We start from the raw sequence: 12156 nt of genomic DNA on the forward strand, positions 1-12156 counted from the left end.
GCAGTCCTGCGGCGCGCTTCAGGGTTCTCGTTTTCATGCGTGTCGCTGGCCCAAAGCCGCTGCCGCGCTTCTGGGCGACATGCATCAGGAGACGGGCGCCCGGGGGCAGGGGACGGCCCGCGACGCAAGTCGCGAGCCGCAGGGGAGATCAGTAGCCGAGGCCCTTCTTTTCCTCATAGACCTTCATCGGATCGTCGGCCTGGGTATAGAGCTTCGATTCCGTCTGGATCCACTTCGGCGGCTCCTTGCCGTCCTTCAGATAGGCGGCAAGCGCATCGAAGGCGGGGCCGGCCATGTTCGGCGTGAGCTCGACGGTCGCATTCGCTTCGCCGGCGGCCATGGCCTGGAAGATATCCGGAACTGCGTCGATCGAGACGACGAGGATGTCCTTGCCCGGCTTCAGGCCGGCTTCCTTGATCGCCTGGATCGCGCCGACGGCCATGTCGTCGTTGTGGGCATAGAGGGCGCAGATGTTCTTGCCGCCGTCCTCGGCCTTTAGGAAGCTTTCCATGACTTCCTTGCCCTTCGTGCGGGTGAAGTCGCCGGTCTGGCTGCGGACGATCTTCAGGTTGTCGTGGCCGGAGAGCGCCTGCTCGAAGCCCTTCTTGCGGTCGATCGCGGGCGAGGAGCCGGTCGTGCCCTGGAGTTCGACGACGTTGCAGGGCTTGCCGGCAACCGTGTCGACGAGCCACTTGCCGGCGACGCTGCCTTCGTGGACGAGGTCGGAGGTGACCGCCGTCATGTAGAGGTCCTTGTTGGCGTCGACCGTGCGGTCGAGCAGGATGACCGGGATTTCCGCATCCTTGGCCTCTTGCAGCACCTCGTCCCAACCGGTTGCGACGACCGGCGCGAGCAGAATGGCGTTCACGCCCTGGGCGATGAAGGAGCGGATCGCCTTGATCTGGTTTTCCTGCTTCTGCTGGGCATCGGCGAATTTCAGGTCGATGCCGCGCTGTTCGGCTTGCTGCTTCGTCAGCGTCGTTTCGGCCGCGCGCCAGCCGGACTCCGAGCCGATCTGAGAAAAGCCGACGACGAGATCGGCCGCCGATGCGGTGCCGAAGGTGCAGGCAGCAAGGATCGTTGCACTCGCAAGTGCTTTCACGAATTTCATGAGTTCCTCCCAAAGAAAGCTGCTCTCCGTGCAGCTGAGGGAAAAAAATCATATTATATTACTTTTGTAAACTCCTATTTGAAATCAAACTCGGTCATCCACCGCATTCGCCGACGCGGCGTGAAAACAGCGCGGCCATTATAGGAGGTCGTACCGGTTCAAAGCTTACATCGGCCTGGTGCGGCGTTGCGGATCGTCACGCGCGATTGATGGTCGGCAGGAAGAGCTGAACTTCGCGCTGCCGTTCCGGCGTCAGCGTTTCAACATACGCCCTCCAGAACGCCTCGGCCTCGGCCGGTTCCGGCTCCCAGTTCCTGATGGAGGTGTGGTTATCGTCGATGACCACGCGACGGTGGCCGCCAAGACGCAGATATTCATCTGCCAGTTTACGCGCGTAGGTCTGTTCCATGGCTCTGCTCCAGGACCATTCCCGGAGGCCCAGGCGTGAAGGTTCTCAGAAACGCTCCGGGCTGTTCGGCGCTCCGGGATGTGTCATCCGGAAACTTATACGCTTTTTGGCGCGCAGACGCGAGATGTCGCCCGACTGGGCGACAGGCGCCCGAGCCGATTCGCGGCCGGTTGCGGCCAATCAGGGCCTCCGACCCGCTCGGTATCGATCCGGAGATTGAAGATTTCAGGCATACGAGTATTATGGCACACCGTAATATGAGTGCGGAGCCTTGCATTTGCTGCGAACCGTTATCGAGGTGAGATGATATGAACGCTGATTTGCGGGAGACTGCCATACGCGTTGAGCGTCCAGCCAAGACGCTGAGGGAACTCGCGCTCGAGAAGGTTCGAGATGCCATTGTAGACGGCTATTTCAAACCAGGCGAACGCCTGGTGGAACGTGATCTCTGCGCGCAATTGGGAGTGAGCCGGACGATCGTCCGCGAAGTGCTGCGGCATCTCGAATCCGAGGGGCTCGTCGCGAGCCTGCCGAACAAGGGGCCGATCGTCGCGCGATTGGACCTGGAGGAGGCAAAGCAGATCTATGAAATCCGCGGTGCGCTCGAAGGAATGGCTGCACGGCTGTGTGCGGAGCGACGCGATCCGGCCATCGTCGCAGCGCTCGATAAGTCGCTGAGGGGTATACGCGAATGTTATGCCGCGAGGGACATGCCGGGCGTCCTCAACCAGACCTCCGCCTTCTATCAGACATTGTTCACCAGCGTCGGCCGCCACGTCGCCTGGGGCGTCGTCAACCTTCTGACCGTCCGGATCAACCACCTGCGCTCCATGACCATCAAGACGAAGAATCGCGACGTCGAAGGACCGGCCCAGATGGAATTGATCGTCGAGGCAATCAGAAAAGGTGATGGCGAAGCGGCGTGCAGGGCCGCCCTTGACCATGTCGCCCGCGCCGCCGCCATCGCCGAGACGCTTCTCGCCGCCCAGCAGGCGGGAGGATGAGATCGTTGGAGTATCCTGCCATGCCCACCTCGGCGGTCGTGGTACGGCGATGCTTCCTGTGCTTGTCACGGGAATCCCGACAACCCAAGCTCTTGGACTGAAACCTCTTCCGCACAGCGGACCCGCCCATGCCGTGTGACGCCGTCGTGAGCGAACCGACGCGCGTTCACGGCTGAACGCCTGGCGGCGGCCGTCGGCGACCGACGCGGTTTAAGACCCAACCCAGCTAATCACCGCCTGAGTTAATGCACGGCCAGCGGAGCCATCCTCGCGGCCCGCGCCGCCCATCCGGCAATTTTTGTCCAATGGAAACACACGCTTGTCGACGCCCCGGCCGGGCTCGACCGGGGAGCCTTGACACTCTGATATTATGGCATACCATAAGACCTAATAGATCGCAGGAAGGATGCTCCATGCCCATTCAGATCCGCAAAACGCTGCTCCAGATCGAAACGACCATGATCGAGGGAGGCAAAGCCGCTCCGCAGCCGTTGAAGCTGTTTGCGGCGCTCGCGGTTGTGAAAAATCCGTGGGCGGGGCGAGGCTTCGTCGAAGACCTCAAGCCGGAGATCCATGCGGCGGCTCCGGTGCTCGGGGAGCTCCTGACGAGAATGATCATCGATGCCGTCGGTTCCGGCGAGGCGGTCGAGGCCTATGGCAAGGCCGCCGTCGTCGGGCTTGACGGCGAGATCGAGCATGCCTCGGCACTCATCCACACGCTGCGCTTCGGCAATCACTATCGCCAGGCGGTCGGCGCCAAGTCGTATCTTGCCTTCTGCAATACGCGCGGCCCCGCCAACGCCCCGGTGATGATCCCGCTGATGGACAAGAACGACGAGGGCCGCCGTTCGCACTACCTGACGATCCAGACCGCGATCCCCGACGCGCCGGCGGCAGACGAAATCGTCGTCGCCCTCGGCGCCTCGATCGGCGGGCGTCCACACCATCGCATCGGCGATCGCTACCAGGATCTGAGGGACCTCGGCCAGGACGTCGCCAATCCGGCCGGCGTCTGAGCGTGGAGACTGCGATGCAGCCGGCCACATCGAGCGCTGCCGGGGGAAGTGGCACGTCGTTCCCGCGCAGGACAACGGCGCGGGGCGCCGCCTATTTCGAAGCAGGCGAAGGCGAGACCTTGGTCCTCGTTCATGGCGTCGGCATGCGTCTCGAGGCCTGGGCGCCGCAGATCGAGGCCTTTGCGAAAAGCCACCGCGTCGTCGCGGTGGACATGCCCGGGCATGGCGCGAGCGAAAAGCTCCCCGCGGGCAGCACGGTGCGGGATTTCGTCGCCTGGTTCCACCGCTTTCTCGACGACATGGGCATCGCGCGTGCGAATGTCGCGGGGCACTCGATGGGCGCCCTGATTTCCGGCGGAGCGGCCGCGACCTTTGCCGATCGGGTCTTGCGCGTCGCCTATCTCAACGGCGTCTATCGCCGCGATCCGGCGGCGAAGGCAGCCGTTCAGGCGCGCGCAGCGGCAATCCGCACGAGCGGCGTCGACAAGGAGGGCCCCTTGCTCAGGTGGTTCGGCGACGATCCGCAGAGCCAGCGGGCACGCGAACTCACCCGCGCATGGCTGGAGGCGGTCGATCCGGAAGGTTATGCCGTCGCCTATACGGCCTTTGCCGGCGGCGACGAGACCTATGCCGATTGCTGGCCCTCCGTCACGTGCCCGGCTCTTTTTCTCACGGGCTCGGGCGACCCGAACTCGACGCCGGAAATGGCCGAGCGGATGGCGTCCCTTGCGCCGAACGGCTGGGCCCGGATCGTCGATGGCCACAGGCACATGGTCAATCTGACGGCGCCGGAAACCGTCAATGCGCTGATGGCGGAATGGCTGACATGCAGGGAGGAACCGGTATGAATGCGGAGGTTTTCGATCCAAGAGCCTTGCGCGACGCGTTCGGTGCGTTCGCGACCGGAGTGACGGTGGTGACGGCAAACGATGCGGCGGGCAGGCCCATCGGCTTCACCGCCAATTCCTTCACATCCGTATCGCTGGACCCGCCGCTGCTGCTCGTCTGCCTCGCCAAGACCTCGCGCAATTACGCGACGATGACCGGGGCCGAGCGCTTCGCCGTCAACATCTTGTCCGAGGCGCAGAAGGACGTCTCGAACACCTTCGCCCGGCCGGTGGAGGATCGCTTCGCCGCCGTCGATTGGAGGAGGGCGCCGAATGGCTCTCCGGTTTTCTCCCAGGTGGCCGCCTGGTTCGAATGTTCGATGCACGACCTCATCGATGCTGGCGATCACGTCATCATGATCGGGCGCGTCACTGCCTTCGAAAACAGCGGTTTGAACGGCCTCGGCTATGCCCGCGGCGGCTATTTCACGCCGAGGCTGGCCGGCAAGGCGGTTTCCGCCGCCGTCGAGGGCGAAATCCGGCTCGGCGCAGTCCTCGAGCAGCACGGCTCGGTGTACCTGCTCGGAGATGAAACCCTTTCGCTCCCGAGTTGCGCCGTGGAAGGCGACGATCCTGCCCGCACGCTTGCCGCCCATCTCGAGCAACTGACCGGGCTCACCGTTACCATCGGCTTTCTCTATTCGGTCTACGAGGACAAGGGCGACGGTCGCCAGCACATCGTCTATCACGCTCTCGCCGGCGACGGGCTCCCGCGGAAAGGCCGGTTCCTGAAACCGGGGGAGGTCGGTGCGGCGAGGTTCAGCAGCACGGCGACCACCGACATCGTCAATCGCTTCGTGCTCGAAAGCTCGATCGGCAATTTCGGCATGTATTTCGGCGATGAGACCGGCGGCACGGTTCATCCGATCGCGAAGAAGGACGCACGCTCATGAAATTCTCGCTCTTCGTTCATATGGAGCGCCTGGACGCCTCGCAGGACCACAGGACGCTTTACGAAGAATTCGTCACGCTTTGCGAGATCGCCGACAGGGGCGGCATGCACGCGATCTGGACCGGTGAGCATCACGGAATGGAGTTCACCATCGCACCGAACCCCTTCGTGACGATCGCCGACCTTTCCCGCCGCACCAGGACCGTGCGACTTGGCACCGGCACGGTGATCGCCCCGTTCTGGCACCCGATCAAGCTCGCCGGCGAGGCCGCGATGACGGACCTCATCTGCGACGGCCGCCTCGATGTCGGGATTGCCCGCGGCGCCTATTCGTTCGAATACGAGCGGCTGCTGCCGGGCCTCGACGCATGGGGTGCCGGGCAGCGCCTGCGCGAGCTCATTCCGGCGGTGAAGGGAATCTGGGCGGGTGACTACGCCCATGAGGGCGAGTTCTGGAAGTTCCCGGCCACGACCTCGTCGCCGAAGCCGGTGCAGAAGCCCCACCCGCCGATATGGGTTGCCGCCCGCGATCCCAACTCGCACGAATTCGCCGTTGCGAACGGCTGCAATGTGCAGGTGACGCCGCTCTGGCAGGACGACGAGGAGGTGCGGAGCCTGATGGCGCGGTTCGACGACGCCTGCGCCAAACACCCGGAGGTCGAGCGGCCGAAGATCATGCTGCTGCGCCACACCTATGTCGGGTCCGACGAGGCCGACATCGCGCAGGCCGCCAATGAGATGAGCGTCTACTACAATTACTTCTTTGCCTGGTTCAAGAACGAGAGGCCGATCAGCCAGGGGCTTATCGAGCGGATCCCGGATGAGGAAATCGCCGCCAACGCCATGCTTTCGGGCGAGGCGATGCGACGCAACAACGTGGTCGGCGCGGCGGACGAGGTCATTGCCCGCATCAAGGGCTACGAGGCGATGGGCTACGACGAATATTCCTTCTGGATCGACACGGGCATGAGCTTCGCGCGGAAGAAGGCTTCGCTGGAGCGCTTCATCGCCGAGGTCATGCCGGCTTTTGCGGAGTAGGGCACATGCAGCGCTTCCAGTGCTACATCAACGGTGAATTCACGGACGGCGAAGCCCGGTTCGAGAGCATCGATCCGGCGACCGGCCTTGCCTGGGCGGAAATGCCGGAGGCGCGGGAGGCCGATGTCGACCGGGCAGTCGAGGCGGCGCACAACGCGCTTCAGGAGGGCGCCTGGCCGAAGATGACTGCCACCGCGCGCGGCAAGCTCCTTTATCGACTGGCCGACCTCGTTGCCGAGAATGCCGGGAAGCTCGCCGAACTGGAGACGCGGGACACCGGCAAGATCATTCGCGAGACCTCGGCGCAGATCGCCTATGTCGCCGACTATTATCGCTATTACGCCGGGATCGCCGACAAGATCGAGGGGGCCCACCTGCCGATCGACAAGCCGGACATGGATGTCTGGCTGCGGCGCGAACCGATCGGCGTCGTGGCGATGGTCGTGCCCTGGAACAGCCAGCTTTTCCTCTCTGCGGTGAAGATCGGCCCGGCGCTCGCGGCCGGCTGCACCATGGTGGTCAAGGCCTCGGAGGACGGACCCGCGCCGTTGCTGGAATTCGCCCGGCTGGTGCACGAGGCGGGCTTTCCAGCCGGTGTCGTCAATATCATCACCGGCTTCGGTCCGTCCTGCGGCGCCGCACTCAGCCGCCATCCGCGGGTGGACCACATCGCCTTCACCGGCGGGCCGGAGACCGCGCGCCACATTGTGCGCAATTCGGCGGAGAATCTTGCCTCGACCTCGCTGGAGCTCGGCGGCAAGTCGCCCTTCATCGTCTTTGCCGATGCCGACCTCGAAAGTGCGGCCAATGCGCAAGTGGCGGGAATCTTTGCGGCGACCGGCCAGAGCTGTGTCGCGGGGTCGCGGTTGATCGTCGAAAGTACCGTCAAGGACCGCTTCCTTGAGATCCTCAAGGCCAAGGCGGAAGCGATCCGGATCGGCAGTCCGCTCGACATGGCGACCGAGGTCGGGCCGCTCGCGACGCGGCGCCAATGCGAGCATGTCCAGGACCTGGTGGCCCGCTCGCTCGCCGCCGGCGTCAGGCTGGTCACCGGCGGCACGGCGCCGGAAGGGGCCGGCTTCTATTATCGGCCGACTATCCTCGACTGCGACGGCAGCCCATCGCCCTCCCTCGACAACGAATTCTTCGGTCCGGTGCTCTCGGTTCTGTCCTTCGAGACGGAGGCCGAGGCCCTCCGGCTTGCCAACGACACGCGCTATGGCCTTGCGGCCGGCGTTTTCACGCAGAATCTCACGCGGGCCCACCGGCTGATGAAGGGCATCCGCGCCGGGATCGTCTGGGTCAATACCTATCGGGCGGTGTCGCCGATCGCGCCCTTCGGCGGCTTCGGGCTTTCCGGCCACGGGCGCGAGGGCGGCCTGGCGGCGGCGCTCGACTATACGCGGACCAAGACAGTCTGGCTCAGGACGTCGGACGACCCGATTCCCGATCCTTTCGTGATGCGGTGACGGCGATGTTCTACGAGATTCGCACCTACCGGCTGAAGAACGGCGCGGTCCCCGCCTACCTGAAGGTGGTGGAGGAAGAGGGGATCGCCATCCAGAGGAAGCATCTCGGCGAACTCGTCGCCTACTTCTTCTCCGAGATCGGCCCGATCAACGAGATCGTCCACATCTGGGCCTTTTCGAGCCTCGACGACCGTGAGCGGCGCCGGGCCGCCCTCATGGACGACCCGGACTGGCGAGCCTTCCTTCCCAAGACACGCGACCTGATAGAAGTCGCGGAAAACAAAATCATGAAGGCGGCGCGCTTTTCGCCGATCGGCAGCATCGCGCCATAGAACAACCAGGCATGACCGGAAACACGGAGCAAGGGAACATGAAGAAACTATTCGCATTGGCGGCGGCCGCCGCGACGATCGCAACATCCATGCCGGCGGCTGCCGCGGACCTCGTCTTCACGAGCTGGGGCGGCACGACCCAGGACGCGCAGAAGATCGCCTGGGCCGAGAAGTTCACCGAAGAGACCGGCATCAACGTCCTTCAGGACGGGCCGACCGACTACGGCAAGCTCAAGGCCATGGTCGAGGCGAACTCGGTCACCTGGGACGTCGTCGACGTCGAGGGCGATTACGCCGCCCAGGCCGGCAAGAACGGCATGCTCGAAAAGCTCGACTTCTCCGTCATCGACAAGTCGAAGCTCGATCCCCGTTTCGTCACCGACTATTCGGTCGGCAGCTTCTATTATTCCTTCGTGATCGGCTGCAACAAGGACGCCGTGGATGCCTGCCCGAAGACCTGGGCGGACCTTTTCGACACCGAGAAATTCCCTGGCAAGCGCGCCTTCTACAAGTGGTCGGCGCCCGGCGTGATCGAGGCGGCGCTGCTTGCCGACGGGGTGCCGGCCGACAAGCTCTATCCGCTTGACCTCGACCGCGCCTTCAAGAAGCTCGACACGATCAAGGAGGACATCATCTGGTGGTCGGGCGGCGCGCAGTCGCAGCAGCTCCTCGCCTCCGCCGAGGCGCCCTTCGGCAGCGTCTGGAACGGCCGCATGACGGCGCTCGCCCAGAGCGGCATCAATGTCGAGACCTCCTGGGAGCAGAACATCACCGCCGCCGATTCGCTCGTCGTACCCAAGGGCGCGAAGAACAAGGAAGCAGCGATGAAGTTCATCGCGCTTGCCACATCCGCCCAGGCCCAGGCCGACCTCGCCAAGGTCACCGGTTACGCGCCGACCAATGTCGACTCGCCCGAGCTGATGGACCCGGAACTGGCCAAGACGCTGCCGGACGCACAGACGGCGAACCAGGTGAATGCCGACATGAACTACTGGGCGGAAAACCGCGACGCGATCGGCGAGCGCTGGTACGCCTGGCAGGCGCAATAAGCACTGGAAAAGGCCGGGGGAACGTTGCGGCGTTCGTCCGGCCGCCTGAAGGCGGCGGAGCCCGCTGACGGCGCTTTGCCTCTTTACGGGAGGAGAGACAACGATGGCATCGCAGACCGAAACTGAAAGCGGGGCGGCCTATGCGCCCCTCAGGGCCCGGCGGCCGACCGACTTTGATCTGACACTGCCGGCGCTCGGCCTGCTGATCCTGTTCTTCGTGCTGCCGGTCGCCATCCTGTTGACGCGCAGCGTCACGGAGCCGCAGCCGGGTCTCGGAAACTATGCCGAACTGCTGGGCTCTTCCACCTATTTGCGGATATTCGCAAACACGTTCATCGTATCCGGGCTGGTGACGTTCGTATCGTTGCTGATCGGTTTTCCGGTCGCCTGGGCGCTCGCCATCATGCCGAGCCGCATCGCCTCAATCGTCTTCGCCATTCTGCTCCTGTCGATGTGGACCAATCTTTTGGCTCGCACCTATGCATGGATGGTGCTGCTGCAGCGCACCGGCGTCATCAACAAGGTGCTGATCGGGATCGGGCTCATCGACAAGCCGCTTCCGCTCGTCAACAACCTGACGGGTGTGACGATCGGCATGACCTACATCATGCTGCCCTTCATCATCCTGCCGCTCTACGGCGTCATCCGGAAGATCGATCCGGCCATCCTGCAGGCGGCCGCACTCTGCGGCGCCACGCGCTGGCAGTCGCTCGTGCGCGTTCTCCTGCCGCTGGCGATGCCGGGTATGGCGGCCGGTGCGCTGATGGTCTTCGTCATGTCGCTCGGCTACTTCGTCACGCCGGCGCTGCTTGGCGGCACGGCGAACATGATGCTTGCCGAACTCATCGCGCAATTCGTCCAGTCGCTCGTGAACTGGGGCATGGGCGGGGCCGCGGCCCTGGTGCTGCTGGTCGTCACGCTGGCGCTCTATGCCGTCCAGCTCCGCTTCTTCGGCACCGACCGGATGGGAGGGCGCTGAGATGCTCTTGAACTTCGATCGCCTCGGCTGGTGGAGGCTCGCTCTCATCGGCATCACGCTCACGACGGCGGCATTCCTGCTGCTGCCGGTTCTTTTCATCGCGGCGCTTTCCTTCGGCTCGTCGCAATGGCTGATCTTTCCGCCGCCCGGCTGGACGCTCAAATGGTACCAGGAGCTTCTCGCCGACCCGCGCTGGCTGGAGTCCACCTGGACGAGTTTCCAGATCGCGATCATCGTCACCGTGCTCTCGGTGCTGCTGGGTCTCGTGACATCCTTCGGCCTGACCCGCGGGCGTTTCATGTTCCGCGAAGCCTTGAAGGCGCTGTTCCTGACGCCGATGATCCTGCCGGTCGTGGTGCTCGCGGTCGCGCTCTACGCATTCTTCCTGCAGATCGGCCTCAGCGGGACGTTGACCGGCTTCGTCATCTCGCATCTGGTGCTGGCGCTTCCCTTCTCGATCCTGTCGATCACCAATGCCCTCGAAGGATTCGACAAGTCGATCGAGGATGCGGCCGTGCTTTGCGGCGCCTCGCCGCTCGAAGCGAGGCTCCGGGTGACTTTGCCGGCGATCAGCCACGGCATCTTCTCCGCGGCGGTCTTCTCCTTCCTCACCTCCTGGGATGAGGTGGTCGTCGCAATCTTCATGTCGAGCCCGACGCTCCAGACGCTTCCGGTCAAGATCTGGGCGACGCTGCGGCAGGATCTGACGCCGGTTGTCGCCGCCGCCTCCACCCTTCTCATCCTCTTGACCGTGCTCTTGATGGTGCTCGTCGCCGTCGTTCGCAAAGGATTGAAATCATGAGCAAACCCTTCCTGCAAATCCGGGGCATCCGCAAGGAATACGGACCGGTGACGGCCGTCCAGGACGTCAATCTCGACGTGGCGCAGGGGGAGTTCCTGACCTTCCTCGGGCCGTCGGGGTCGGGAAAGAGCACGACGCTCTACATTCTCGCCGGCTTTGAAAACCCGACGCGCGGCGACATCCTGCTCAACGGTGAGACGCTGCTGGCGACGCCATCGCACAAGCGCAACATCGGCATGGTGTTCCAGCGCTACACGCTCTTCCCGCACCTTTCCGTCGGTGAGAACATCGCCTTTCCGCTGACGGTCCGCCGGCGGCCGAAGGCGGAGATCGATGCCAAGGTGCGCGAGATGCTGAAACTCGTCCGGCTCGAAGGCTTCGAGGACCGCAAGCCTGCACAGATGTCCGGCGGCCAGCAGCAGCGCGTCGCCCTGGCCCGCGCGCTCGCCTATGATCCGCCGGTGCTCTTGATGGACGAGCCGCTCTCCGCCCTCGACAAGAAGCTGCGCGAGGAGATCCAGTACGAAATCCGCCGGATCCACCAGCAGACGGAAGTGACCATCCTCTACGTCACCCATGACCAGGAGGAGGCGCTTCGCCTTTCCGACCGCATTGCCGTCTTCTCGAAAGGCGTGATCGACCAGATCGGCACGGGACCGGAGCTCTACGCCAACCCGGCAACCCGCTTCGTCGCCGAATTCATCGGCGACAGCGACTTCCTGCCGTGCAACGTTGTCTCCGCGGCCAACGGCCGGGCCGAGATCGCGATCGGCGACAGCATGACCGTGGCCGATGTCCCCCTTCACGGGACAGCATCCTCCGGCAGCAAGGCGGCACTGATGCTGCGGCCCGAACGCCTGCTCCTGTCGAAGACGCGGACGGAAAGCGGGCTGCCCGTCACGGTCAGCGACATCACCTTCCTCGGCAACAACGTCCACGTGGTCACCAGGACCAGCAAGGGCAACGGCCTGTCCGTCCGCCTTCCATTCGGCCACGAAGCGATTTCGGGGCTGAACCGCGGCGATGCCGTCTGGCTTCGATTCGATGCCGGATCGGCGCACGTCTTCAGCCAGTGAACGGAACCGCCCCGGCCGAGGCGTGCCGGGCAGATGCCGAACTTGGTCGCGGGGCAACGAACCCGTGGTCCAATCGCGCGATGAGGCCTGTG

At 64.2% G+C, this 12156-nt stretch carries 13 protein-coding genes; 11 read left to right on the forward strand and 2 right to left on the reverse strand.

Annotated elements, in window-relative coordinates:
- Positions 1-148: 148 nt before the first annotated feature.
- Complete coding sequence (gene ytfQ / locus ATB98_RS08075; RefSeq protein WP_066871669.1) at positions 149-1111, reverse strand: galactofuranose ABC transporter, galactofuranose-binding protein YtfQ; 963 nt, start codon at positions 1109-1111, stop codon at positions 149-151.
- A 196-nt stretch (positions 1112-1307) separates the two neighbouring features.
- Positions 1308-1520, reverse strand: a complete 213-nt coding sequence (locus ATB98_RS08080; RefSeq protein WP_066871672.1) for a hypothetical protein — start codon at positions 1518-1520, stop codon at positions 1308-1310.
- A 308-nt stretch (positions 1521-1828) separates the two neighbouring features.
- On the opposite strand from ATB98_RS08080, the gene ATB98_RS08085 reads away from it, so the two are divergent.
- The 11 genes from ATB98_RS08085 (at position 1829) to ATB98_RS08135 (ending at position 12064) form a co-directional block, all read left to right on the forward strand.
- Positions 1829-2524 carry a GntR family transcriptional regulator gene (locus ATB98_RS08085; protein ID WP_066871675.1) on the forward strand — a complete coding sequence of 232 codons (696 nt, stop codon included), beginning with the start codon at positions 1829-1831 and terminating at the stop codon, positions 2522-2524.
- A gap of 413 nt (positions 2525-2937) precedes the next feature.
- Positions 2938-3540 carry an amino acid synthesis family protein gene (locus ATB98_RS08090; protein ID WP_066871678.1) on the forward strand — a complete coding sequence of 201 codons (603 nt, stop codon included), beginning with the start codon at positions 2938-2940 and terminating at the stop codon, positions 3538-3540.
- A gap of 14 nt (positions 3541-3554) precedes the next feature.
- A complete protein-coding gene (locus ATB98_RS08095; RefSeq protein WP_066871681.1) occupies positions 3555-4388 on the forward strand; it encodes an alpha/beta fold hydrolase in 834 nt (277 codons plus the stop codon).
- Positions 4385-5320, forward strand: coding sequence for a flavin reductase family protein (locus tag ATB98_RS08100; RefSeq protein ID WP_066871684.1), 936 nt, complete (start codon positions 4385-4387; stop codon positions 5318-5320). The genes ATB98_RS08095 and ATB98_RS08100 overlap by 4 nt, the downstream gene beginning before the upstream one ends.
- A complete protein-coding gene (locus tag ATB98_RS08105) occupies positions 5317-6357 on the forward strand; it encodes an LLM class flavin-dependent oxidoreductase (RefSeq protein WP_066871687.1) in 1041 nt (346 codons plus the stop codon). Before ATB98_RS08100 ends, ATB98_RS08105 begins: the two co-directional genes overlap by 4 nt.
- Before the next feature lie 5 nt (positions 6358-6362).
- Positions 6363-7826, forward strand: a complete 1464-nt coding sequence (locus ATB98_RS08110; RefSeq protein WP_066871689.1) for an aldehyde dehydrogenase — start codon at positions 6363-6365, stop codon at positions 7824-7826.
- Between the two features lie 5 nt (positions 7827-7831).
- Positions 7832-8158, forward strand: coding sequence for an NIPSNAP family protein (locus ATB98_RS08115; RefSeq protein ID WP_066871693.1), 327 nt, complete (start codon positions 7832-7834; stop codon positions 8156-8158).
- A 38-nt stretch (positions 8159-8196) separates the two neighbouring features.
- Entirely contained in the window at positions 8197-9207 is a 1011-nt protein-coding gene (locus ATB98_RS08120) for an ABC transporter substrate-binding protein (protein WP_066871696.1), read from the forward strand.
- A gap of 103 nt (positions 9208-9310) precedes the next feature.
- Complete coding sequence (locus tag ATB98_RS08125) at positions 9311-10186, forward strand: ABC transporter permease (RefSeq protein ID WP_066871699.1); 876 nt, start codon at positions 9311-9313, stop codon at positions 10184-10186.
- Position 10187: 1 nt separating this feature from the next.
- Entirely contained in the window at positions 10188-10988 is an 801-nt protein-coding gene (locus tag ATB98_RS08130) for an ABC transporter permease (RefSeq protein WP_066871702.1), read from the forward strand.
- Positions 10985-12064 (forward strand): ABC transporter ATP-binding protein, encoded by a 1080-nt coding sequence (locus tag ATB98_RS08135; RefSeq protein WP_066871711.1) that lies wholly within the window; start codon positions 10985-10987, stop codon positions 12062-12064. The genes ATB98_RS08130 and ATB98_RS08135 overlap by 4 nt, the downstream gene beginning before the upstream one ends.
- Positions 12065-12156 lie beyond the last annotated feature (92 nt).

It is taken from the genome of Sinorhizobium saheli, from assembly GCF_001651875.1.
In the GTDB taxonomy this organism is placed as follows: Bacteria; Pseudomonadota; Alphaproteobacteria; order Rhizobiales; family Rhizobiaceae; genus Sinorhizobium; species Sinorhizobium saheli.